The 25,264-nt window shown below is 38.4% G+C and carries 24 protein-coding genes, 2 tRNA genes and 1 pseudogene; 13 read left to right on the top strand and 14 right to left on the bottom strand.

The features are described from left to right. Positions 1-24: 24 nt before the first annotated feature. The 7 genes from nhaC to P4S61_RS17110 form a co-directional block, all read right to left on the bottom strand. A complete protein-coding gene (nhaC, locus tag P4S61_RS17140; protein ID WP_337118724.1) occupies positions 25-1,503 on the bottom strand; it encodes a Na+/H+ antiporter NhaC in 1,479 nt (492 codons plus the stop codon). A 162-nt stretch (positions 1,504-1,665) separates the two neighbouring features. Next, positions 1,666-3,705, bottom strand: coding sequence for a carboxy terminal-processing peptidase (gene prc / locus P4S61_RS17135; protein ID WP_337118723.1), 2,040 nt, complete (start codon positions 3,703-3,705; stop codon positions 1,666-1,668). A 26-nt stretch (positions 3,706-3,731) separates the two neighbouring features. Beyond that, positions 3,732-4,382 carry an RNA chaperone ProQ gene (gene proQ, locus P4S61_RS17130; RefSeq protein WP_145233803.1) on the bottom strand — a complete coding sequence of 217 codons (651 nt, stop codon included), beginning with the start codon at positions 4,380-4,382 and terminating at the stop codon, positions 3,732-3,734. A gap of 15 nt (positions 4,383-4,397) precedes the next feature. Further along, the gene (locus tag P4S61_RS17125; protein ID WP_064666123.1) at positions 4,398-4,676 is read right to left on the bottom strand and encodes a hypothetical protein; all 279 of its coding nucleotides are present in this window, start codon (positions 4,674-4,676) and stop codon (positions 4,398-4,400) included. Further along, entirely contained in the window at positions 4,673-5,134 is a 462-nt protein-coding gene (locus tag P4S61_RS17120; RefSeq protein WP_145233801.1) for a GAF domain-containing protein, read from the bottom strand. Before P4S61_RS17120 ends, P4S61_RS17125 begins: the two co-directional genes overlap by 4 nt. A 125-nt stretch (positions 5,135-5,259) precedes the next feature. Then, positions 5,260-5,655 (bottom strand): hypothetical protein, encoded by a 396-nt coding sequence (locus tag P4S61_RS17115; RefSeq protein WP_145233799.1) that lies wholly within the window; start codon positions 5,653-5,655, stop codon positions 5,260-5,262. A 1,250-nt stretch (positions 5,656-6,905) separates the two neighbouring features. Next, positions 6,906-7,691, bottom strand: a complete 786-nt coding sequence (locus P4S61_RS17110; protein WP_337118722.1) for a PRC-barrel domain-containing protein — start codon at positions 7,689-7,691, stop codon at positions 6,906-6,908. A 480-nt stretch (positions 7,692-8,171) separates the two neighbouring features. On the opposite strand from P4S61_RS17110, the gene P4S61_RS17105 reads away from it, so the two are divergent. Continuing rightward, positions 8,172-8,375, top strand: a complete 204-nt coding sequence (locus tag P4S61_RS17105; RefSeq protein ID WP_337118721.1) for a hypothetical protein — start codon at positions 8,172-8,174, stop codon at positions 8,373-8,375. 239 nt (positions 8,376-8,614) lie between these two features. Here P4S61_RS17105 and P4S61_RS17100 read toward each other — a convergent pair. Both P4S61_RS17100 and P4S61_RS17095 read right to left on the bottom strand, forming a co-directional pair. Beyond that, positions 8,615-8,705 (bottom strand) — tRNA-Ser (locus P4S61_RS17100). Between the two features lie 52 nt (positions 8,706-8,757). Next, positions 8,758-8,848, bottom strand: a tRNA-Ser gene (locus tag P4S61_RS17095). A 250-nt stretch (positions 8,849-9,098) separates the two neighbouring features. Between P4S61_RS17095 and P4S61_RS17090 the strand changes: the two genes are divergently transcribed. Genes P4S61_RS17090 through P4S61_RS17065 form a run of 6 tightly spaced genes read left to right on the top strand, consistent with a single transcriptional unit; the run spans position 9,099 to position 11,802 of the window. Further along, positions 9,099-9,764 (top strand): Bax inhibitor-1/YccA family protein, encoded by a 666-nt coding sequence (locus tag P4S61_RS17090; RefSeq protein ID WP_145233793.1) that lies wholly within the window; start codon positions 9,099-9,101, stop codon positions 9,762-9,764. Between the two features lie 55 nt (positions 9,765-9,819). After that, positions 9,820-10,173 carry a sulfurtransferase complex subunit TusD gene (gene tusD / locus P4S61_RS17085; RefSeq protein WP_145233791.1) on the top strand — a complete coding sequence of 118 codons (354 nt, stop codon included), beginning with the start codon at positions 9,820-9,822 and terminating at the stop codon, positions 10,171-10,173. Continuing rightward, entirely contained in the window at positions 10,170-10,526 is a 357-nt protein-coding gene (tusC, locus tag P4S61_RS17080) for a sulfurtransferase complex subunit TusC (protein WP_145233789.1), read from the top strand. Before tusD ends, tusC begins: the two co-directional genes overlap by 4 nt. After that, positions 10,523-10,789, top strand: a complete 267-nt coding sequence (locus P4S61_RS17075; RefSeq protein WP_145233786.1) for a DsrH/TusB family sulfur metabolism protein — start codon at positions 10,523-10,525, stop codon at positions 10,787-10,789. Before tusC ends, P4S61_RS17075 begins: the two co-directional genes overlap by 4 nt. A gap of 3 nt (positions 10,790-10,792) precedes the next feature. After that, positions 10,793-11,122, top strand: a complete 330-nt coding sequence (locus P4S61_RS17070; RefSeq protein WP_145233784.1) for a TusE/DsrC/DsvC family sulfur relay protein — start codon at positions 10,793-10,795, stop codon at positions 11,120-11,122. Positions 11,123-11,124: 2 nt separating this feature from the next. Beyond that, complete coding sequence (locus tag P4S61_RS17065) at positions 11,125-11,802, top strand: pseudouridine synthase (protein ID WP_337118720.1); 678 nt, start codon at positions 11,125-11,127, stop codon at positions 11,800-11,802. A gap of 58 nt (positions 11,803-11,860) precedes the next feature. On the opposite strand, the gene P4S61_RS17060 is transcribed toward P4S61_RS17065, so the two are convergent. Next, positions 11,861-13,144 carry a sensor domain-containing diguanylate cyclase gene (locus P4S61_RS17060; RefSeq protein WP_182717881.1) on the bottom strand — a complete coding sequence of 428 codons (1,284 nt, stop codon included), beginning with the start codon at positions 13,142-13,144 and terminating at the stop codon, positions 11,861-11,863. Positions 13,145-13,621: 477 nt separating this feature from the next. Between P4S61_RS17060 and P4S61_RS17055 the strand changes: the two genes are divergently transcribed. The 3 genes from P4S61_RS17055 (at position 13,622) to P4S61_RS17045 (ending at position 15,805) form a co-directional block, all read left to right on the top strand. After that, positions 13,622-14,197 carry a hypothetical protein gene (locus P4S61_RS17055; RefSeq protein WP_337118719.1) on the top strand — a complete coding sequence of 192 codons (576 nt, stop codon included), beginning with the start codon at positions 13,622-13,624 and terminating at the stop codon, positions 14,195-14,197. 92 nt (positions 14,198-14,289) lie between these two features. Beyond that, the gene (locus tag P4S61_RS17050) at positions 14,290-15,204 is read left to right on the top strand and encodes a M14 family metallopeptidase (protein ID WP_182819385.1); all 915 of its coding nucleotides are present in this window, start codon (positions 14,290-14,292) and stop codon (positions 15,202-15,204) included. Between the two features lie 175 nt (positions 15,205-15,379). Next, positions 15,380-15,805, top strand: coding sequence for a hypothetical protein (locus tag P4S61_RS17045; RefSeq protein ID WP_337118718.1), 426 nt, complete (start codon positions 15,380-15,382; stop codon positions 15,803-15,805). A 1-nt stretch (position 15,806) separates the two neighbouring features. Here the strand turns inward: P4S61_RS17045 and ccoG are convergent. Both ccoG and P4S61_RS17035 read right to left on the bottom strand, forming a co-directional pair. Beyond that, positions 15,807-17,188, bottom strand: a pseudogene (ccoG, locus tag P4S61_RS17040) (cytochrome c oxidase accessory protein CcoG). 141 nt (positions 17,189-17,329) lie between these two features. Beyond that, the gene (locus P4S61_RS17035) at positions 17,330-18,748 is read right to left on the bottom strand and encodes a sigma-54 interaction domain-containing protein (protein ID WP_337118717.1); all 1,419 of its coding nucleotides are present in this window, start codon (positions 18,746-18,748) and stop codon (positions 17,330-17,332) included. Positions 18,749-19,137: 389 nt separating this feature from the next. On the opposite strand from P4S61_RS17035, the gene P4S61_RS17030 reads away from it, so the two are divergent. Together P4S61_RS17030 and P4S61_RS17025 are read left to right on the top strand one after the other, a co-directional pair. Continuing rightward, a complete protein-coding gene (locus P4S61_RS17030; protein WP_337118716.1) occupies positions 19,138-20,076 on the top strand; it encodes an ABC transporter ATP-binding protein in 939 nt (312 codons plus the stop codon). Then, positions 20,073-21,272: an ABC transporter permease gene (locus tag P4S61_RS17025; RefSeq protein WP_149981040.1), complete on the top strand. Its 1,200-nt coding sequence runs from the start codon at positions 20,073-20,075 to the stop codon at positions 21,270-21,272. Before P4S61_RS17030 ends, P4S61_RS17025 begins: the two co-directional genes overlap by 4 nt. A gap of 38 nt (positions 21,273-21,310) precedes the next feature. Here P4S61_RS17025 and P4S61_RS17020 read toward each other — a convergent pair whose 3' ends face one another. Then, positions 21,311-21,859, bottom strand: a complete 549-nt coding sequence (locus P4S61_RS17020; protein ID WP_337118714.1) for a TIGR00645 family protein — start codon at positions 21,857-21,859, stop codon at positions 21,311-21,313. A 227-nt stretch (positions 21,860-22,086) separates the two neighbouring features. Here P4S61_RS17020 and P4S61_RS17015 point away from each other — a divergent pair, with 227 nt between their 5' ends. Then, positions 22,087-22,329: a hypothetical protein gene (locus P4S61_RS17015; protein ID WP_149981038.1), complete on the top strand. Its 243-nt coding sequence runs from the start codon at positions 22,087-22,089 to the stop codon at positions 22,327-22,329. A 99-nt stretch (positions 22,330-22,428) separates the two neighbouring features. Here the strand turns inward: P4S61_RS17015 and topA are convergent, their stop codons facing one another. Then, positions 22,429-25,149, bottom strand: coding sequence for a type I DNA topoisomerase (gene topA, locus P4S61_RS17010; protein WP_337118713.1), 2,721 nt, complete (start codon positions 25,147-25,149; stop codon positions 22,429-22,431). Positions 25,150-25,264: the final 115 nt, after the last annotated feature.

Below are 25,264 nucleotides of genomic sequence, written 5' to 3'. Positions count from 1 at the left end.
AGCAGAGGAGCGTATAATTTATGGCTATTGTTTTGGCTTAATACGTAAAATTTTAATGCCTAGGTAAGCATAAATAACAGCTAGTAATGGATTTATAAGATTAAAAAATGCATATAGCGCATAATCAAATGGGTTGATCAATAATACACTTTGCATATATGCACCACAGGTATTCCAAGGGATCAGGGGACTGGTGATCGTCCCGCCATCTTCTAATGTTCTTGATAAATTAACGGGTTTCAAACCACGCTTTGCATATTCTTCTTTAAACATCCGACCAGGGACCACAATAGCGATATACTGATCTGCAGCAATTACATTGGTACCAATACAGGTCGCAATAGTAGCAGTAATTAAAGAGCCAGTGCTTTTCGCAATTTTAAGAATACTTTTTACAAAAATATCTAATAAACCTGTTTTTTCCATAATGGCGCCAAACATCAATGCCGTCATAATCAGCCACGTTGTGGTTAACATGCCAGACATTCCACCACCACTGAGTAATGAATCCATTTTTTCATCGCCTGTGAGGATACTAAAGCCATCAAAAAATGTACTCCAAACCAATTTAAAATAACCGACAATTTGCCCCTGAGAGCCATCAATTTGTGTTGCAATTAGGTCTGATTGAAAAATCATTGCCCATACTGCACCAAGTACCGCACCGATTGAAATTGCCGGAAATGCAGGCATTTTTTTAATTGCTAACACCAGTAAAACAATCAGTGGCACCAGCATCTCTAAACCTATATTAAAGTTTTGTTGTAGAATAGCGGTTATTTCATCAATACGCCCAGCCTCACTTGACGCTGTAGCATTAAAGCCCATAAAAATAAAGATGATTAGTGCAATCACAAAACTTGGTACAGTCGTCCATAGCATATGATGAATATGCTCGAATAAATCAGCTCCCACAACCGCAGGAGCTAAATTTGTTGTTTCAGACAGTGGACTAAGTTTATCGCCAAAGTAAGCCCCAGATATTACGGCACCGGCCGTCACTGTTTGCTCTAATCCAAGGCCTGTAGCAACACCGAGTAGCGCTACACCTATTGTCGCCGCCGTGGTCCAAGAGCTACCAATACTCATTGCTACAATGCCACAAATTAAACAGCTTGCTGCGTAAAACCAACTAGGATTAATTACCTGTAAACCATAATAAATAAGCGTAGGTACAGTGCCTGACAGCAGCCAAGTGCCGATCAGCGCGCCAACCATTAACAAAATTAATATAGCGCCCAAAGATAGAGTGATCCCCTCTATCATCGCTTGTTCAAGTTTTTTCCAAGTATAGCCATTTTTAAGGCCAATAAGTGCAGCTGTAAATGTAGCAAACAGTAGCGCAATTTGATTCGGCCCTGATGACGAACTATCGCCAAATAAATAGACCGCAGCACCTAATAAACAAATCAGTACAGAAATTGGGATCAAGGCATCGAAAAAGCTGGCCTGTAGGATGGTTTTTTCTTTTTGTGAATTCAAAATTGAGACTCCTACGCGCATTTTTATGCGCGTTTAATTATTATTTTTTAGCACAGACGCGACGCTTAGCCTAACTAAGTTACTTACTTTTGTCAGCGTTTAATCAGTAATTATAGCAATATCAAGAGTTTTAGGCAGCAAAAAAGGCGCCAAAGCGCCTTTTTTATTAATATGTAAAACAAGTTATTTCTTAGCTACACGACCAAACTTAATATAATCTTGGGTAATTAATGCAGCTTCTTCTAGGAATGGATCTAAGTCGTCTAAGACATCAGGCGCATCATCCAAGCTCTCAATCGGTTTTTCACCTAAACGAGTAAGCCTTTCATTAGTACGAGCTAATGCACGCGCTTCACCATCGTCTTTTTCTTTAATACGCTGCGCTTCTACAAGAGAAATAGTTTTCCGGTCTTTCTCTTCTTTATAACGCGTAATATCTTGAAAAACATAGTTAAACTCTGGTTCTGATTTAATGCGTTCAGCATGCGCTTTGCTTAAGTAAGCAATGGCTGGGTGTAAGTCATCAACCGAGTTATATTTGGCGCGTACGATACTGTCCCACGGTAATGCATTATCCTCTTGGCTTTCGCCCCATTCCGCTGGATCAATTGCTGATGGGAATGAAATATCTGGGATCACACCTTTATGCTGTGTGCTACCACCATTGATACGATAAAACTTTGCAATCGTATATTGCACACTGCCAAGTGGATTATCGTATAAATCGTAAGCACGGCCTAAGCCCTTATGCTGCTGCACAGTGCCTTTACCAAACGTTTGCTCACCAATTATTACTGCTCGACCATAGTCTTGCATCGCTGCGGCGAAAATCTCAGAGGCAGATGCGCTGTAACGATCAACAAGCACCGTAAAGGGGCCATCGTAAAACGTAACACCATCACGGTCTTTTTGCTCTTCAATGCGATTATTTAGAGTATGAATTTGTACTACTGGACCTTGGTCAAAAAACAAACCAGATAGTTGTGTTGCTTCATATAATGAACCACCACCATTTTGACGTAGGTCAATTATAATGCCATCTACTTTGGCTTCTTTTAATTTCGCCAATTCTACTTTAACGTCTTTAGACAAGTTGTTGTAGAAACCAGGGATCTCAATAACACCTATTTTGCTGGTTAAATCAGAATATTTTGCTTTGAATACTTCTGATTTTGCAGCTCTATCTTCGAGGCGAATTTTATCGCGAATAATTTCAACTACTTTAGGCGCGCCATGATCATCAGCACCTTTTAAGTATTGTAAACGCACCTTAGTGCCTTTTGGTCCTTTGATTAAATCAACTACGTCATCTAAACGCCAGCCAATGACATCAACAAATTCTTCTTTGTCTTGAGCAACGCCGATAATACGGTCATCAGCTTTAATTTGCTCCGATTTATCAGCAGGTCCACCTGGAACCAAGCTGCGAATAACCGTGTAGTCTTCGTCGTAGCTTAGTACTGCACCAATACCTTCTAGTTCAAGATCCATGTCCATTTTGAACTGTTCAGCTCTGCGTGGCGATAAATAGGAGGTATGTGCTTCAATACTTCGCGCAAAAGAGTTCATTACTATCTGAAATACATCTTCACTATTGGTTTGCACTAAACGTTTTTGTGCATTGTGATAACGCTTAGTTAATAATTCTTTTATACCAGGCCAATCTTTGCCGGTCATTTTTAATCGTAGTGCATCATATTTTACACGTTCACGCCAAAGCTCATCTAACTCAGCTTGCGTTTGTGACCAATCAGCATCTTCACGATCAAAGTAATATTCATCCGCATTATCAAAGGTCATTGGTGTTTCAAGTAACTTTAAAGAATACTCATAACGCTCAAAACGACGCTGCATGCTTAGGTTGAAAATATCAAAGGTAAAATCAAGTTTACCGGTCGTTAATGCATTATCAAATTGGTTGCGGTATTGCTCAAATGAGGCAATATCCGCAGCCAAAAAGACGCTTTTATTAAAATCAAGGGATTCGATATAACGGTCAAACACTTTACTTGAAAGTGCGTCATCAAAACGAATTGGTTTATAATGTGCACGAGTAAATAAGTTTGTCACCCGTTTGCTAGCCGTACTATGCTGACTCTCTTGCGTAAGTACTGGCAAGTCTTTTGCTGTAACTACATCATTAACATCAGCAATATCTGATGCAAATAATAAACCTGAATACAGGGCGGCAACTAACGGAATGAGCTTAAACTTCTGACTCATACACAACTCCTTAATTTATATACAGCTTAAATAATGTACAGGCTGTCTGCTTTAGTTTTAACTTGCATGCCAGTTACCAACTCTACATGAACGTCTTCTTTGTTCACTTCAGTGATTACTGCATTAACAAGGGCTTGGCCAAGTTTAACTTTAACTTTGTTATTAACCTTGACCTCACTTGCTGGTAAAGGTTCAATTTTACCTGAACGTTTAACCGGCGCAGCTTTTGCTGGTGTGGTATTAACTTTAGCGTTTTTATCGCCTGGTTTAGCGAATTGGCCTGGTTTCTTTTTGTAAGATTTTGTGTCTGAATCATTACGTGGACGTTGTGACTTTTTACGTTTAGCCATTTTCGCACGACTTTCTTCAAGTGCTTTTTGAGCATGATCAATATGTTCTTGCTCCACTTTAGCACCTTGATTTCCATCAAGATCAATACGAAACTCAGACTTAGTAACAGCTTCTAAATAACGCCAGTTAGACGTATACTTTCTCAGCGCTTGACGTACTTGCGTCTTACTTACTTTTTCAGAACCTTCAATTCGCTCAGCGATATCTTTAAAGATACCTACTTTCAGCGGCTTGATACCGTCTTTTTGTTTAAAACATTCTGGGAATTCTTGGTATAAAAATTCCAATACTTCATTAATATCTTTTAGCTTGTTTGTGGTTTCCATTTTAGAACCTATTTATCACATCTTTTCATCAAGGGACGAATCGACGTAGTGTGTTACCCAGTCGACCAACTCTTCAAAGTCGGCTTCAATTACAGCCATATCGCCTCGAAGGTGTTCCCAAATACCGTTAATTATTTCATCAATTAATTCACATTCAGTGTCATCAGGAAGACGATCCCATGCAATATGAATTAAATCGTTGAGCGTTTCCGCTACATGCTCTTCATCCCCTTCCCAATCACCTACATCAGTGATGGCAAACAGATAATCCTGTACATTTACTAAGTCTTTCATGCAATAGTTGCCTCAAAACATGCGACGAGTGCTTCTAAACCTTGCTTATCATCAACATCAAACCTAGCAATACTTGGGCTGTCGATATCTAATACAGCAAATACTTCACCATTTTTATGAATAGGTATTACTATTTCAGAATTAGACGCTGCATCACAGGCAATATGACCTGCGAATGCATGTACATCTTCAACTAGTTGAGTTTGTGCAGTTGCAGCGGCAGTTCCACAGACACCCTTTCCTACAGGAATTCGGATACATGCAGGATTACCTTGAAACGGACCAAGCACTAATTCAGTTGGTGAATCCATCAAATAAAAACCAGCCCAATTTACATCATCGAGTGACGTAAATAACAGCGCGCTAATATTCGCCATATTGGCAATAATGTTAGGTTCACCAGTAATTAGCGATTCAGTTTGTTTAACTAATGACTGGTAAAATTCTTGCTTTTGCATACCAAACTACTTCTTATCAAACATACAGTAGCTAAAGGTACTCTTTGTCGCCAATAATTGAAACCTTTTCAGGGCAAAAAAAGCAATTTGCCCTAATTTTTCAGCAAGCTTGGTTAATAATTCTTCTATTGAGGAGGTTGTTGTTTTATCGCACCTAACCTTAATCCATATAAAAACAGTCCCGCCGCTAAAGCTGACATCGCGGTATTAATTAAAAAGACCATACCACCTGTTGCACTGAGTAAGTAACTAAAAATTGCACCACCGAGTAAACCTAATGTCAGTACTCCCGAATAATTAACTTTCGCGTACTTGTACATCAATAAATATCCAGGTACTACAAAAGCAGCCATGGTTAAACCGACAATATGCGCGTTAGCTATCGCACTCATAAGTAACTGGAAAAAGGTAGTCAGCGGATCGGTATTGAGCGTTAATGCATAATAAACTCCTAACACACTGCCAATGATCACAGGTGAAAGTAATGATAACCCAACACTTTTTGCAAGCCGATGTTTCATAATGCGTCCTTAAAATCATACCTGAATAAATACTAAGGATGCATGATGTTTTACAACATCGAAATAGAGACTATGGTCGTAATTTACGATGATAAATCATACAGCAATCATGATAGGGTAATTTTGATGCCCGTTTAACCTAAGCAAGATCCAGTTTTAAACCGTTATAGAGTTTAGCGTTATTCACTTTACAGAAAAGTATAATTTTGCCTCTTTATATACAGAGGCTATAAATTTACAGTTGATCGATTTTTCTCGATAAATCAATGCTACTGTGGTCACTATTTCTTCAAGTTCAATGACTCTTGCAACTAGAATCTCTAATTTCTTTTGCATCGCTAAGACAGTATCGGTTCTCTTTGCTTGTTCTAAGAAAAACAACTCTCTTTTAACTAATGTTTTCTAAAAAAAGTAATGTTTAATTATTAGCAATAATACAAATGGTGAACTAAAAACTATCATGACCAAAACAATCCAAGCATCATTATCTCCATTAAATATTTTGAGTGGGTGTTCTAATAAACAGAGTCTAACTATGTGGTTGATTTTGAAATAGTGACGAGAGTGTTACTTCACGCTTTTTCCCACGTCGGATATGTAGGTTAACGTAAACGATACTCAGAATAATGGCTTTTGCTTTGAATAGATTTTTTTAAATCGCCAGCTGCGCCACCAGACATATTAAATATAACGTAAGCCGCATTCGCAATATAACCAAGTAAACCATGTATCTGCTATTGTTGAGATGGTAACAGCCATTTGCGCTGAAATGGCATCATGTCATTGATAAATATGACCCAAGCAGAATATTATAGTACTAATTAGTGCTGCTGGGATGACCCCAAAGATAAAAACGAAACAACATACCAAACAAAGCAGCTCTAAAGACTAGCTCTTCAAAAAAGCCTGCATATATGAATCTGTTACAACCTCTGATATAGAAAGATTTAGCTCATTACTTAAAAAAACGTAGCCTATTAACATAGGTATACAACTTACTAATGCCGCTGATAAATAGTGTTTGAAGTCTTCTATATTACTACCTCACGCGTCATACCAACGAATGTGTATAGATTCAATGGAGCATTAATAAAGGTAAGCAGTAGGCCTTTTTTTATAAGATCGAAAGATAGGGATTCAAACCCAAACTCTCGAATAAAATATTTGAAATAAATGACTTACTAACATAACAATTTTTAAATAAATAACGTAAAAAAGACAAGCAAACACCTAACTCAAAGGTAATATTGTTATTCACCATTACGACCATAATGAGTTTGCAGACTTTGCTCATGCTCTAGACTGAAAGGCACTGAGGGATCAAATGTGGGTGCATCTTTTACTTGCTGCTGCGTCATATCAACATAGATTTTAGAAGTGGGCCAACTCACCTCTTTAATCCATTTTGGGGCAATCAAAACCAGATGACCCAACCACCAATTACTGGTGTTAATAATCAAATAACGAATTTCCCAGGTGTCGGTATCTATCAACATACCATGTAAGTGACCTAGATCACCGTCTATGACATCAAGTTTATAACCCGTTACTGCATTACTACTGCGTAGATGATGATCATTATCTTGAGATAATGCAGCATCAACATCTGCGAAATTATCTGGTGCATCTAAGTTATCAGGCTTTGGTGCGACACTATAATAACCAGGTGACATCATATTAGGACTTGAATAACCACCCCATATATCAGTGTTATCGCAATAATGTGAGTAACCATAATATCGCATGTATTCTAGCTCATACTGCCTAGAAACTGGTTTTTCGCTATCCATGTCAGGGCAGTTTTTAACTTGTTTTCTTGAAATTGTAACAGTGAGCGTCTGTGGTTTCTGATTCAACTCTTTGATTGATATAGGTGAAAGCAATATTTTTTTACTTAATAGCCAAGATCCAGTTTCGACCACCAGATATCGGATCACCCAATGTTTATCATCAAAGTAAAAATCTTTGGTAAGCCCAATATCTCCATCCGATGCATGAATAGCTAAATTTTTTAAATTATTCAGAGTATGTAACATGGCGTATTTGCTCCAGATTAAAAATGATAAACAATAAATCATTGTTTCGCTGATAGGGTTTTCATCTAAAAGCTTGCAACAAATTTCTCATTAAATCTGTTCGCTTTCGCACAGAACTGGCATTAATAAAAGCCTAGTCTAGATTTATCTATAAATTTTAAGGTGAACTGAAATGGCTAAAATAAAAAATTAGAGTTAGCAGCCTATCGCAACGATATCATCGAAGGCGTGAATAATTTGATTAAGAAGTATCGCGCTATTTTTGACTGGGATGTACCCGATATATATGAAAGATTAGAAACAATTTAATTTTGAATGAAGCTCATCAATGGCTTGATAATATTAACAATGAATAAATTTCAACGGCCTATCAAGCTAGCAAAAAAGTTCGCTCTGGAATGAGTTACCATATTACGCTCAAAAATAGATCATAATAAATATCAGATTCGCGACGTATTGGCTGTTAGTTTACCATTTTTTATGTCAGAACAGGACTTCATTGGCCAGACCAATAAAAGATGTGCATCAACACTCCCACGATCAAACTTAGATTCTGACTCACAGTTAAAAGAAAAAGCATTGGGTGCACCACCAGATAATAATAAAACAGTCATTATTGCTTTGAACAAGAATGGCGATCTGATATCGCAGGTCAGAGAAGAGTCACAGCGCCCCGATGAATGATATTACCAAAGCCTTGCAAGTAGCTAACAACTCCACCGATAACAATTAACTTATCAGATAAAATCTGACCAATAGTTTAGCGTATGATTTGATCCGTTAATTTATTTAAAGGCTTATGCGGATTTATATGAAGTGCATGTTATTTGGCGCATTATGAAAATACATTGACTTAGTCAATCTTTATGGAGAACTTCAGAAACAAAAAGGCCGTTGATTATCAACGGCCTTTTTGTTTTATATGGTGGAGAGATAGGGATTTGAACCCTAGAGGGGCTATAAACCCCTGCCGGTTTTCAAGACCGGTGCATTCGACCACTCTGCCATCTCTCCGAAACATTTATAAATCACGAATAAGAGTGTACTCGCAATTATTTTAATTAGGTGGTGGAGAGATAGGGATTTGAACCCTAGAGGGGCTATAAACCCCTGCCGGTTTTCAAGACCGGTGCATTCGACCACTCTGCCATCTCTCCGCACGGCCTGCATAATAGAGAAGGCAGTGCTCTTTGTGAAGCTTTTTTCAAAAAAGTGTTCAAGTGCTTAAAAAATCATTGATTTGTTTATTCTTAACTCACCCCTGAGTAAAAATCACACTAAATTGAACTTTTCTTTTTAATTATCGGTCTATTGAACTACAAAGGTTTGCCCAAATATAGAAGTCTTGGTAATCTAACTTCAGTTTAATTATCGGAACTTACAATAGGTTTCTAAAGGAGCTCTAAAATGGCATTTAATCATTCGTACAATACCGCTAGACCGGTTATGTCGACCATTGAAACAAACAAGGTACTTAAAAACACCTATTTCTTACTGGCCATGACATTAGCATTTAGTGCTGTGACGGCTGGTATCTCAATGGCATTACAACTACCTTATTTTATGGGGTTAGTTTTTACTCTTATTTCATTTGGCCTTTTATTTGTTGTAAATAAAAAAGCCGAAAGCGCGTCAGGCGTTGCATGGGTATTCGCTTTTACGGGTTTAATGGGTGCGGGACTTGGTCCGTTACTTAACCATTATGCAGCGATGCCAAATGGCCCAATGCTTATCATGCAAGCGTTAGGATCAACTGCACTGATTTTCTTTGGTTTGTCTGCGTATGCACTAAATACTAAAAAAGACTTCTCTTTTATGGGCGGTTTTTTAACGGTAGGCCTTATTGTTGTGATTGTGGCCAGCATTGTTAATATCTTCATTGGCAGCTCGCTAATGTTTATGGTATTAAATGCAGCGGTTGTATTGATCATGTCTGGCTTAATCTTGTTTGATACAAGCCGCATCATCAACGGTGGCGAAACAAACTATATTCGCGCTACAGTCTCTTTATATTTAAGTGTATATAACTTGTTTACTTCATTGCTTGCACTGCTTGGCGCAAATAATGACTAATTAAATAGTTCTGTTAAAATAGCCCCTCTTTAGGGGCTTTTTTATTGGAATAGTTTTGGCACGATTTGTACTTTCTCTGCACAGCGCACCATCGGATCATGATACCACGCAACGTTTGGTTAAATTTGCACAAGCATGTTTAACACAAGGGCATAACATTGATGCCATTTTTTTGTATCAAAACGGCGTTTTTCATGCCAGCGAGCAACTAGATTTGGCAGCTGATGAATTAGCAATTAACGCTTTATGGCAACAATTACATGAGCAAGGGATTCATCTTATGTTGTGTGTTACTGCTGCCGAAAAGCGTGGCCTTGATATAAATAATACCGGTTTTTTTGCAGTCGCAGGGTTAGCTGAGTTTGCAATGCTTGCCAGTGATGCGGATAAATGGGTGCAATTTAAATGATCAATGTATTAGTTTTAAGCCACCATAGTCCTTTCGATGATTTACATATTCGTGATGCATTAGATATGACATTAATATTCGCTGCTGTTGAGCAAAATATTAGTTGGTTATTTAGCGGCCCTGCGGTACTTGCCCTAAAAAAACATCAACAACCTGAGCATATAGGTTTAAAGAACTACTTTAAGACCATCAGAACGCTAGAAATTTACGATGTTGAAAACATTTATGTATGTGAAAAGTCTCTGCTCGAGTATGGCCTTGATAAACATAACTTGTTAGTAGAAGTAAAAGCGCTTAATTATCAGCAGCAGACTCAACTTATTGCCCAGCAACAACACATAGTGAACTTATGAGCACTTTACACATATTTTCCAAGCCACTTGGCTATTACAACACGGATCAATTAGTTAACCTGATCCAGTCAACAGACAAAGTATTATTATTAAGTGACGCATGCTTCGCTATTGCCCAATTTAGACAGCTTGCAACGCACTTATTAATACTTGCTGATGACGCCAAGGTACGAGATATCACAATCAATCAGCCCGATCACTCGCTTAGTTATGACGACTTTGTCGCACTAACATTAGCAACATCTCACTCTATTACGTGGTAATACATGCTTGAATTTAATAATCAAATTATCGACACGGATAAACAAGGTTACTTACTTGATCACTCGTTATGGAGTGAACAATTAGCCTGCGTTATTGCCGAGCAAGAAAACATTGAATTAACCTCCCAACACTGGGAAGTGATTCATTTTGTGCGTAATTTTTATTTGGAGTACAACACCAGCCCAGCAATAAGAATGTTAGTTAAAGCAATGGCAAAAGCACTGGGTGAAGATAAAGGCAATAGTATTTATCTGTATACTCTTTTTCCTAAAGGCCCAGCTAAGCAAGCAACTAAAATTGCTGGCTTACCAAAACCCGCACGGTGCATCTAGCAATGACAACAGCTAAACCAAATAATACAGCAAAACGCCGAAATAGCGGCCGTAGCTATAATCGCGGTGCAATTACAACCAAAAAAGTGAATAACTCAATAAAGCGCGAGATAAAACCAGCCATTGCCGCCAGTGAGCGAAAAATTGTCTTATTTAATAAACCATTTGATGTGCTGTGCCAGTTTACTGATGAAGCAAACAGACAAACCTTAGCTGACTTTATTACCATTAAAGATGTATATGTTGCAGGACGATTAGATAGAGACAGTGAGGGCCTGCTATTGCTCACTAATTGTGGGAAATTACAAAACACTTTAACAGCGCCAAACAAAAAAACCAGTAAAACTTACTGGGCACAAGTTGAAGGTGAACCAACTGATGCAGCAATTAAACAACTGTGCCAAGGCGTCGAGCTCAAAGACGGATTAACATTACCAGCCGTTGTTAAACGCATAGATGAGCCAACTTTATGGCCACGTAATCCTCCCGTTAGAGAGCGAAAAAACATTCCAACCAGTTGGCTCAGTATTACCCTTACCGAAGGACGTAATCGCCAAGTAAGAAGAATGACAGCACATATTGGCCACCCTACTTTACGTTTAATCCGCTATCGTATTGGTGACTATACGTTAAAAGGAATTGATAATGGCCATTTTAAAATAATCGCAGATGAACTATAGCTGTGCTTGATCGCAGCTATTTCAAATATGCCTAGTAGCGCTCAGCTGATTTTTTGTATCAATCTTCACTAACAACGATACAATTACGCCCTTGTCTTTTTGCTTGGTACAAAGCTTTATCTGCCGCATCAGCAAAATAGATATAATCGCCAGTTTGGGGATTATGCAAAGTTTTAATGCCCATGCTTAGTGTTATATAGCCAATATCTGTATATTCATGCTTAATAGCTAATTGATTAACTGCTTGCTGGATTTGTAATGCACTATGTAAAGCCTTTTTCGGATCAGCCTCTGGCAGTAACACCACAAATTCCTCACCGCCAAAACGTGCAACAAAGTCCTTTTCGTGATTCATCGTGGCCACTGCAATACATTGTGCAATTTGATACAAGCATTCATCGCCTTTAATATGGCCGTAGTTATCGTTGTATTGCTTAAAATAATCAATATCGATTAAGATCATTGATAACGGCTTTATTTTTTTATTCATTAATTCAAGTTCATTGGCCAACTTCTCATCAAAACAACGTCGATTGGCAATTTGTGTTAATGAGTCTAAAAATGCCATGTCTCGAAGTGTATCTTCAGCAGCTAAATGCTGTGTTACATCCTTAAATATAGCTAAAAATTCGTGCCTAAAATATCTTCCCGAAATTTCCATCATTATATGGGAGCCATCTTTACAAGTAACACAATAAACTTGTGGTTCAATATCAGTATCATTTTCTAACGCAAAGCTAAGAGCTTGTTGCCACGTTTGTCGCACCCACATCAGATAATGTGGATCTGGGTAAGCATTAAGCCACCAATCATTAAGTGTTGGAATATCCTCAATTGTGTAACCGAACACATCGACAAAACGTTGGTTTATACGGATTATATTCTCGGTGAGCATACATACATTACACAACGGTATTGGCACTTGCGTAAATAAATTAACGTACTCACTCAAATCATGCTGGCGGGTTAGTGGTTTATTATCTTGCGTTGAATAATCACTATTTTGCACGATAACAGCATTATTTTGACTCGTTTTTACGCGCATCGATAGCGCGAAATGCCATTCTTGCCACCAGGTTGCTAACTGTGAAACGAGAAAATACTCAGACTCACTTGAAGTTTTCAAATTCACGGCAACACTTTTAAGTAGGCAATCTACTTTACTATATTCAATTACTCCCAATTGTTGATAATTTAAAAGAATATTTTCAAAAAGCCTATACGCATCAACTCTTAAAATACTGCGCGTGTCATCAACCATCGCTGTTAATTGTGATTTAGAATTACCAGCATATTGTGCAATGAAGTTAATTATTGATTGTTGATAGAAAATATAGTCCATATACATTGCCCATTAATTACGTGTGCATAAAAACATGCACTTGGAAGTACACCAGAATAATTTAAAGGAATGTAAGCAGATGAAAATATTCGGCGTGAGAAAATTCGTAAAGAGCAGTTGATTAATGTAAACAATATAAAAGTGAAATCGCAATTTTAAAATACCCTTAATAACTTTATCAGGTCCAGTAATTTACGTTATTTTAGCAATAAAACTTAGCCACTGTTTATTAAACAAACAAAAAACTATCATGTAAGAATAAATAGGGGTAGATTTATCATCTGGAAATGTATAAAAGTGCTAGCTCTTATATATTTTAACAATCCAAAAAGACGACTTTGTGGCGCACAATATGCTTATTTTCTTAAATAACTCAAGTATGTTATTACACTGCCGTTATACATTATTGTATGAATAAACTCTCGACTTAAAATACGGTATTAACTACATTATCGCGCGCATGGGATTAGATGCTAAATGGATATGACCAATGAAGAACTAAATTTTATATCAGATCTTTTCCAAGTGACGGTTCCTTCAAAATTGAGGGACAATCATACACTGACATTACAAAGCTCTATCCCTGCCAATATTGCTGAATTACTAAATAATACAAAATTAACACTACTGGCTGAAGTTGGCGATTATCAATTATGGTTTCCACTTGAAATAAGAATTGATAAAACAGGCGTTGTAACCCCTGTATTAAGCGCACCAGAGGTCATCGACACACAAGGAATAAAGCGCTGTTGGCGTGGCGGGAACCTCAATATTCAGAGCCAAGACTTTGAAGTTGAATCAATCTCAAGTACTGGACTTTTTCTAAAATCAACGACTCAAAAAGCTCCTTTAGCGATTGAGCAACAGATAAAATTAACCCTTCCAAACAAAAAAAATATTACTATCGACATCAAACCGGTACGTTTTAGTAAGCTAGGCATGGCTGCCAAGATCACTCATATTCATCAAGGGAAAGAACATCTAAGGGCTTATTTATTTGAAGCCCATAAGCGCCAAAATGCCAATTTATATGAGTCCACAAACAGCTTATAAATATAATTCACAGTTGTGTATTAGTCGCAGCTAGTTGCAGTGAGGTTAGTACAGCGATAAGCTAAACCTTTATTGTAATAAATGAAGGTTCTATGAGCGAAAATAACTATCCAATAGGTACTCAAGGCACGCCTTGGAATGATAAAGATAAACAGTGCTGGTTTAACCTACAAACGATTAAACGTAGTTATCAATCTGAAGTTGTAACTTTAATCAACGAACTGGATAATGATTTCGAGGTTGAGCAATATGGTGCGCTCAGTTTTGATCCTACTCGCTACCCTCTTTTTATTATTAAATCAAAACAGTGGGCATCGAATAAACCGAGCATATTGATCACCGGTGGCGTACATGGCTATGAAACAAGCGGTGTTCATGGCGCATTACATTTTATGAAAACGCTAGGTATGAAATATGCTAAAGAGTTTAACTTACTGGTTGCTCCTTGTATTAGCCCGTGGGGATATGAAACCATTAATCGCTGGAACCCAGCAGCCATAGATCCAAACCGTTCGTTTTATTCACCAAGCCCAGCACCAGAGTCAGCAGCACTAATAAATTATATTAAAGCACAAAATATACCTTTATTAGCGCATATTGATCTGCATGAAACAACTGACACTGACAACAGTGAGTTTCGCCCTGCACTTGCGGCTCGTGATGGCAAGGTTAACACTAATTGGAATATTCCTGATGGTTTTTATCTTGTCGCTGATAGCAATAAACCTGAAGCGCAATTCCAAAAAGCGATTATTGACACTGTTGCTAATGTGACTCAAATTGCCCCCAGTGATGAAAACAATCAACTCATTGGAGTGCCATTAGAACAACATGGTGTGATCAATTATGCAGCACGAGAACTCGGTTTATGCATGGGCTTTACAGATGCACAGTATGTCACGACGACAGAAGTGTACCCAGATAGTCCGACGGCAACAGATGAGCTATGTATTACAGCACAGGTGGCTGCAATTAAAGGTGCATTAGATCACCTGCTTACAAAATAATTATGACTAGGGTCTATTGGTAATTATATTTAGGCCCTATTCTGACATTTTTAATCTGGTTATATATTATTCACTGATTAATTAATGCAAATTTATAAAAAATTAAAAAATACCTAGACTCCGCGTTTTAATTGTATAAAATTCGCGCTCTTAAATTTTCTTACAAGGAAGCACGTTGAAATTTAGCAATAAACATGGACAGGTTAGTTTACACCGCGAGCAAAATATAATCATTGCTAATTTTTGCGGGAATCTTAATGCAAGTTTAGTAACCTCATTTAGCAATTGCTTATTTGAGCAGGTTAGTCAGCTTGCCAATAAACCATGGGGATATATCAGTGATTCTCAAAATTTGTTGGCTGCAACTCCTCAGGCAGAGCAACAACTTACAGTGTTGGCCTCTGCCATGGTTCGTAATGGATGTATTGCTAGCGCTTATATTTTTGATTCAGCTATCGTAATCAATCAAATGCAACGCATTATTCACAATGCAGGCCTTAGCGTGGATGTTCGCCATCGTCTGTTTAAATGTTTAGTGCAAGCTAAAACCTTTGTTCACCAAACAATGAACGATAATGCAGCTCAATTTCACTCTGCATAACTTAGTTACGATAAAACACACTGCTTATTGATGTATTAATACTGCTATCTTCTTCGGCTGTGATCACAAAATCAAGTTCATTGAGCTTACTTGGTAAATCATAGCCATCGGCAACCACAGTGACCGGGATGCGCTTCATTTGACCAGGCTCGACAGCTGTAAGTTGAGGGCTCTGTAACTTAGCCACATCAAGACCGGTAATCGCTACTCGGTAATGCAGTAACTGTTGTGTTTTATTAATTATTGTCAAGGTGTAAGGGTTTTCAACTAAGCCCTCATAATTTACTCGATATAATGCATTACGATCACGCAGTACTGACACTTCGATTGGCGTGCGTTGAACTAACCACGCTAACATACTGACCATTAATAAAACCGTGAGTGCGCCATAACCAACCAGTTTCAACCGGTATGGATTAGTTTGCTCGCCAGCCATCTGCTTTTCGCTTGCGTACTTGATCAAGCCTTTTTGATAGCCAAACTTATCCATTGTGTCGTCACACGCATCGATACATAAACCACAGTTAATACATTCATATTGTAAGCCGTTACGAATATCAATCCCTGCAGGGCACACTTCCACACATAAATTGCAATCTACGCAATCACCTAAATCTAACGCTTTAGGATCGGCCTTACGTTTACGTGGACCACGACTTTCCCCACGCGCACTATCGTAAGTGACAAGTAATGTATCTTTATCAAACATTACAGCCTGAAACCGTGAGTATGGACAAGCAATGGTGCACATTTTTTCTCTTAAGAAACCGGCATTTCCATAAGTACAAAAGGCAAACAAAAATACCCAAAAACTAGTGATGCCCGACCATTGCAGAGTAAACATATCCCCATACAAGCTTTTAGCCGGAATAAAGTAAGCCATAAATGACGTTGCTGTAAACAATGATATGATTAACCAAGCGCTGTGCTTGATTGTTTTTTCTGCCATTTTGATAACGTCCACGCGGATTTATCTAACTTTATACGTTGATTACGTGTTCCCTCTATACGTTGCTCCACCCATGAAAACATCAGCATCCAAATTGTTTGTGGGCATGTATATCCACACCATACCTGGCCAAGCCAATTGGTAACAAAAAACAACGCAAAAGCGCCTAACATAAATAACAACGCCAAGATCATAAAATCTTGGGGCAGTAAGGTCAGCCCAAAAATAGCAAACTTTTGACTCGCAACATCTAGCAATACCGCTTGCTGGCCTTTGTATGGGATCCAAGGAATAAGAATGAATGTAAGCATGAGTAACCAACCAAGGTTACGGCGAATACGCTGGAAAAATCCTTTTTGCTCACGGATATAAATAGGCCCTTCATGCTTATAGGGCTTGATGATCATATCTTCTTCTTTAATATCAAATTTCATAATAACTACTTACTGTGACGGTTAGGCCTGTAAGTTTGCAAGTTTCAGACCAAACTGAAATTAAATTAAGCAACTGAATATTAATGAATTTTTATTTAATAAATTCGCTAAAATCGCGATATTTAGCGAGCGTCGTGATATTTAACGATTTTTACGGATCATCAACTTGCGCATTTTTGATCGTAACGTACTCTCCGGCATGCCTAATTTAACTGCCGCGCCTTGACTGCCAGAAATTTGCCAATTTGATAGCTCTAATACTGCGATGATATGCTGTCTCTGCGCTTCGTCAAGGCTCAGATCCGTGTTTAGGTTAGCGCTAGCATTGGCATCAAGTGGTTGCGATAACTGCAATACAGACTGCTTTGATAAAATAGCCTCTCGCTCTAGTACATTCTGTAATTCACGAATATTACCTAGCCAATCATACGCTTGTAGCTGTGTTATGGCTTTTTCACTGAGTCCTTTGAGCTGTTTACCAAGACGTTTATTTAATTGCGCAATCAAATTACTACACAAGTATGGGATATCTTCTTTACGCGCTTTCAGTGGTGGAACTGTTATTGGAAATACATTTAGTCGATAATATAAATCTATTCTAAAGCATCCTGACTGCACCATTGCCCATAAGTCACGATTAGTCGCAGCAATTACACGAATATTAACTTTACGTGTTTGGCTACTGCCAACACGTTCAAATTCATGCTCTTGCAATACCCGTAACAACTTACTTTGCGCTTCAAGAGCAAGCTCTCCAATTTCGTCTAAAAAAATGGTGCCATTATTAGCCAACTCAAAACGTCCTTTACGATGCTCCTTAGCCCCCGTAAAAGCCCCCTTTTCATGACCAAATAACTCAGATTCAAGTAAGCTTGGCGTAAATGCGGCGCAATTGACCTTAATAAAGGATTGCCCACTGCGCCCACTTAAGCGATGTAAGTTACGAGCGACTAATTCTTTTCCTGTGCCGTTCTCACCTAAAATCAACACAGTGCTATCGGTCGGGCTAACAAGTTTTATTTGCTCAAGCATGGTTTGAAATACGTGGCTTTTGCCTACCAAACCAGACTCTTGCCAATCTTCATTAAGTTCTGCTATCAAATAGCTATTTTGCTCTTTTAATTGCTCACTTAAGTGATTCACTTGCGCTAAAGCATCACGCAGTGCGTGCTCTGTCTGGTGTTGTTTTGATACATCGCGAAATATCGCGACAGCGCCGATCAACTGATTATTTTTATAAACGGGTGTAGATGTATATTCTACCGCAAAACAGCTGCCGTCTTTACGCCAAAATACCTCATCTTTAACATGCCGATGCTTGCCGTCAAACATAGTGCAATAAATCTGGCATTCATCTGCTGGATATGGCCGCCCGTCAGCATGACTATGATGATGGTACTGATGAATTTTTTTACCCAGCAACTCATCTGCATGCCATCCAGTCATGCGTTCAGCAGCGGGGTTTACAAATACCGCATTACCACTTAAATCAAAGCCATATATTCCCTCACCAACAGCGTTGAGTAATAAAGTTGGATCGTCTAAAAACTGTTTTATCATTGCTTACACCAATCTCGCGAAATATCGCGTTCATTATGCCTATAATGGCGAAGATTTGCACCCTAAGTGACTAAATCATACCGCTCATTAAAGCGAAACTATCCGTCGTTTTGCTTCATCATGAACCGCATCTAAAGTAACTGTAAGACTACAGCACTCATTATTAATCAATTGAAAATAATATTAATAAATACCCAACTATCATCAAGGAAAAGTTAATCAACTTGTAATTTTACTATATTAGCTTTGCAAATATGTATTAACTGCAGTGTCTGCACACTTCTTATTTAATTATTGCATAATCTTTGCTTACAATTTCATCTCTGGTAGTAGTTACATTCTTGGTTGTAACCGATTAAACTCAAAAAAAACAATATTGTAGGGATCACATGTCGTTAATTATTAACAACCTTGAAAAACACTATAAAACGGTTACTGCGGTTAATAAGCTGTCATTTGATGTGCAACCAGGAGAGATTTTTGCTTTACTTGGCCCCAATGGTGCGGGGAAATCATCATTAGTAAAAATGATCGTTGGTTTTTCCTCTCCAGATAGTGGCTCTATTCAACTCAATGAAGCAGGACAAGCGTATTCATCTATTCCGGCACATTTACTGGGCTATCTACCAGAAGACCGAGGCCTCTATCCAGAAAAAACAATAAAACAAAATCTACAATTTTTTGCAGCATTACACGGCGTAAAAGATAGCGAATTTACGCAGCGCTGTGACTATTGGTTAGCTAAATTTAATTTAACCGCACGCTTGAATGACCCCTTAAAATCACTTTCTAAAGGGAACCAACAAAAAATCCAATTGATCACTGCAATTTTACATAAGCCCAAATGGGTAATTTTAGATGAGCCATTTTCTGGCTTAGATCCTATTAATCAGGAATTAGTTGTTGAATTTTTAGCGCAATTAAAACAGCAAGGCATGACCGTTATTTTAAGTGCACATCAGATGGCGATGGTAGAAAAACTTGCTGATCGGGTATTGCTATTAAATCAAGGTGAAAGTGTTTTATACGGCAAACTCAGTAATATACTTCAAAGCGCGCAAAATAATAGTATTCAAGTCGTATTCAACGATCCAATTAATCAAACTTACTTTGAGCAACTATGTGAACATTATTGTGTTGAGCAAATAAAAGCACAGCAACTAACTATCACCCTAAAGCAACACCAATCACTTAACCAGTTACTTCCTCAGTTAATCAGCATCGGGGAAATATGTGAACTCAAAAATAAAGCTCAGTCACTGCATGCAATTTATTTACACGCAGTAGCTGAGCATAACGCTAAACTGGATCAAGGAACGACGCTATGAATAAATCATCGCTTACACAGCAACAGCTCTGGATTGTTGCAAAATGGGAGTTCTTGCATTTTTTTAAATTAAAACAAGAAATTATTTCGAAGTTGATCATGCTCGCTATTGCTGGAGTTATTTATTTTTTTGCCACTGCAAACAGTCAACTTGAACAAGGTTATCATTTAGCAAGCAACCTCGAGTTTAGCGTCAAAACAGAGCCTACATCGACACAATTTAAGTTTACCAAACATGATGATTTAACTGCCATCATTGCAAATTTAGCTGAGGATACTGGCTATGATGGCGTACTTAAGTTTGACCAAGCGACTCACTCATATACGTTAATAACGGCTGTAAAATCAGCATGGCAAACAACATTGCAATCGCTCCTTAGAGCGCAATTGCAACAAGCTCAATTTGATAGCTTAGGCTTAAGCGAGCAACAACGACTAGGATTGACGAAAAATATTTCAATTGAACATAGGGTACTTGACGAGCTTTTGAAAAATCAAGCTGATCGTAGTCAAACATACACAGCATTTGGGGTACTGATATTATTATTTGTTGCGATGTTTGGGATCTTTGGCCAACTCTTTGTCAGTATTACCGGTGAAAAGCAAAACCGCGTAACGGAGCAATTGCTAGCCACCATGACACCACAAACATGGATAGATGGTAAGCTACTTGGGCAAATATTACTTGCAGTAAAAACCATGATTGGCACCTTGCTATCGATTATTTTATCGATGCTATTTTTTACTGTTATCATTAAACAACAAGCCCTCAATTTAGACTTTATTAATTGGTCATTACTGCCTTGGTTGTTAGCCTATGCGATTGTAGGTCTTGGCATCTGCGCTGCATTTATGGCTGCGATCGCAGCGGGTATTGATGATCCTAATCACAGTAGTAAAAGTGCCTTAATGATGCTGCCATTGGCACCTATTGTGATTGCATTTTTTGTTATCGATGCACCAAACAGTGTTTTAACAATCGTGCTTAGTTACTTGCCGATCACGGCATTTGCGGTTATGCCGGTGCGCATGTCATTAGTTGAAATACCAATTTGGCAAGCACTCTTATCCCTGCTTCTCAGTATTGGCTGTTTTTATTACTTACGTATATTTGCCGCTCGTATTTTTAAAATGGGTATGAATATGTACGCAAAAGAACCGAGTTTAAAGGCTATGTGGTTGAGTATCTTTAAATAAAAAAACATATAGGCAGATAGCGTTGCGTTATCTGCTATTTAATGATTGTGAGTTTTGCTATTTATAAAATCAGTGAGAGCAAATAGCACACCTGATATCACAAAAGTAACATGAATTATTACTTTCCACATCAATTCATCACTTGAGTGACTAGTAGAGCTTATAAACACCTTTAACAGTTCGACTGCAGAAATGGCAACAATTGCGCTGATCAATTTCATTTTAAGACCAGAAAAACCTACTTTACCCATCCATGCAGGACGATCTTCATGATTACCAATATTTAATTTAGAAACAAAATTTTCATAGCCACTAAAAATAATTATTAATAATAATCCTGCCAGTAATGCGGTATCAACCAAGGTCAAAATACCCACCAGTAGTTGCTCATTAGTAGCGCTAAATGTATTTATCGCCATTTGATACAGGTATTTAAAAAACTTCAAAAGTAACAGTATAATTGCAACGAGTAAGCCTATAAAAAAGGGAGCTAGTAGCCAGCGGGCTCGAAAAATAAAGCTTTCAACAAACTGTTCTAGTTTAGATGCAACACGAGGTGTGGTGTCAGGTAGTTGGCTTTGAGACATAATTATTCCTAAATTGATAGCTGGCGTAAGATAGCATTGATTAACATAAGTTTCTCATTATTTTACCGTCTCTTAGTACATTATATTTGTCTTTACGATAAAAATATTTCGTTATCTTTTATTGTCATTTCGTTTAAGAATCACTTACCAACAGCATGTTGCTTGATTGGATCACTGTTGTTTTTGAATATAAAACAGCAGTCACTACATTTTTTAGGAATACACGAATGAAAAAAGCATTGCTAGCGCTTATCGTAGCGCCATTATTTGCAGTTTATGCAACTTTTGCTGTTGCTGACGATGCTGTTGAAGCTTCCGCCGAAACAATTAAAGAATACACTGAGATGTGTTTAAACTGGGCCAAAGACGACGACATCAGCAATGAAGAGCTTAAACCATACGTACTAAAGTGCGTAAATGATGAACTTGAATCAGAAGGCTATAAAAAAGTCACTGACGTAAAAATCTAACGTCAAAAATGCCTCTAAAGGCATAATTTTTGATATAAAAAAACCGGAATTGACACAAGGGTGTGCATTCCGGTTTTTTTGTTTTCAGAGCTTAGTATTCTACTCAGCGTCCTTTTTTGTTTTTGCAGCGGCTTTTTTAGGTGCGGCTTTCTTGACTGTTGCCTTTTTAGCGGCTGGTTTTTTCTTAGGTGCGGCTTTCTTCTTTGCCTCTTCAACCCACTTTCCTGCATTGAAATGTGCAGTCCAGCCTGTTGCTTTACCGTCAACCTCAGTCATTACATATTGTTCTTTATTCTTACGGCTATAACGAACAATTGCTAAGTTACCATCAGGATCTTTTACTGGTGCATCAGCTAGATAATAAAACTTAGGTGAAATACGATCTCTAAAACGCTGTAACTCTTCCACCTTAGGGGCACGAGTTTCACGTGATTTAGGGAAGGTATTCGCTGCTAAGAAAATACCTGCAGCGCCGTCACGTAGCACAAAGTATGCATCCGATTTTTCACACTCTAATTCTGGTAACTGAACAGGGTCTTCTTTTGGTGGCGCTGCTTCGCCGTTACGCAGTAATTTACGGGTGTTTTTACACTCATCATTACTACAGCCAAAGTATTTACCAAAGCGCCCTGATTTAAGCTGCATATCTGATGAGCATTTATCACATTCAATGATAGGGCCATCATAGCCTTTAATTTTAAACGTGCCCTGCTCAACGACATAGCCCTTACAAGCAGGGTTATTACCACAAACATGTAATTTACGAGTTTCATCTATCAGGTATGAATCCATTGCCGTTTCACAAATTGGGCAACGCTTCATTTGCATCAATGTTTCGGTTTCGACATCTTCAACGTCAGCGGCAACCGCTTCATCACCTGACACTAAGTTCATAGTGGTAGTACAACGTTCTTTTGGCGGTAAATTATAACCTGTACAGCCTAAGAAAACGCCAGTAGAGGCTGTTCGAATACCCATTTTTCTGCCGCATGTTGGACAGTCAATATCAGTTTCGACCATTTCATTTTTACGCATCCCACCTTCATCTTCTTCACCACTGGCTAAAGTCAGTTGTGTAGAAAAATCAGCGTAAAACTTGTCAAGTACCTGTGTCCAGACACGCTCACCTTCAGCGATGTCATCTAACCGGCCTTCCATTTTTGCAGTAAAGTCAAAGTTCATCAGATCAGTAAAGTTCTCAACTAAACGATCGGTGACAATTTCACCCATTTTTTCTGCAAAGAAACGACGGCTTTCAACACGGACATATCCACGATCTTGTATCGTTGAAATAATCGATGCATAGGTAGATGGACGACCAATACCACGCTTTTCAAGTTCTTTTACTAAACTCGCTTCACTAAAGCGTGCTGGCGGCTTAGTAAAATGCTGTTTTGGATCAAGTTCAACAAGGCTTAATATCTCGCCTTCTTTAATAGCTGGTAGTGATTGATCTTCTTCGTTCTTTTTTCGAACTGCTGGTTGTACTTTAGTCCAACCATCAAAACGTAACACCCGTCCTTTGGCTCTTAATTGGAAATCGGCGGCAGTAACAGTTAATGTTGTTAAGTCATATTCAGCAGGGACCATTTGACACGCAACAAATTGACGCCAAATTAACTCATAAAGCTTTTTAGCATCCGGGTCTACGCCATCTAGGTGACCAGATAACACAGTAACACTTGAAGGACGGATCGCCTCATGCGCCTCTTGTGCATTGCCTTTTGAACTATAACTAATAGCTTCTTTTGGTAAATACTTATCACCAAACTGCTGCGAAACATACTCGCGACACATTGCAACTGCATCTTTCGACAAGTTGGTTGAGTCAGTTCGCATATAGGTGATATAACCTGCTTCATACAAACGTTGCGCTAACATCATGGTCTTTTTAACGCCATAGCCTAAACGCGTACTCGCAGCTTGTTGCATTGTTGAAGTAATTAGTGGCGCACTAGGACGACTTTTACTTGGCTTTTCCTCAACACTAACAACTTTATATTCAGCTTGCTCTAAAGATGCAGTAGCTGCCATAGCTTGCGCTTCATTGACTGGCTTAAAGGCTTTATCACCTTGCTTGAACACCTCTAAACGAAGTGCCGACTCTGTATTTTTCACATCGGCATGAATATCCCAGAACTCTTCAGGAATAAACGCTTTAATTTCACGCTCGCGCTCAACTAACAAACGTACTGCGACAGACTGTACTCGTCCAGCGGATAAACCACGGGCAACTTTTTGCCACAATAATGGCGATACCATAAAGCCTACAACACGATCTAAAAAGCGACGAGTCTGCTGGGCATAGACCATGTCGGTATTTAGCTCACCAGGGGCCTCAAAGGCGGCCTGAATGGCATTTTTAGTTATCTCATTGAATACGACACGCTTATACTTTTCTGGCTCTCCACCGATAATTTCTTGCAGGTGCCAAGCAATCGCTTCTCCTTCCCTATCCAAATCCGTTGCGAGATAGATTTGGTCGGCGTTTTCAGCGAGCTTTTGTAATTCTTGAACAACTTTTTCTTTACCTGGTAATACTTCGTAATGTGGCTCCCAGCCTTTATCTGGATCAATCCCCATTCGAGCTACTAAATTTGTATAATCACGCTGTTTTTTGTACGCGGTCTTTTCTTCTGGTGCCATTTTACGTACTTCTGCAGGTGTTTTTACAGCAGCCGTTTTGGTTTTGCCTGAACCGGAGGTAGGAAGATCTCGTACATGCCCAATAGAGGACTTGACGATAAAATCGTTTCCTAAATATTTATTAATTGTTTTAGCCTTAGCAGGAGACTCTACAATTACTAGCGATTTGCCCATAGTTGCCTATTTCTAACCAAGTATTTTAAATGTGTTTTGCCCATTTACGGGCGCGAATATTTATAGGTATATCTACAAACACCAATTGTTACAAGCTTTTAATACAAACTTTTCT

The sequence above is a fragment of the Pseudoalteromonas sp. B160 genome, assembly GCF_037162485.1.
In the GTDB taxonomy this organism is placed as follows: Bacteria; Pseudomonadota; Gammaproteobacteria; order Enterobacterales; family Alteromonadaceae; genus Pseudoalteromonas; species Pseudoalteromonas rhizosphaerae.
Note: the sequence above shows the minus strand (reverse complement) of the source record. Positions and strands in the feature narration are given on the sequence as shown.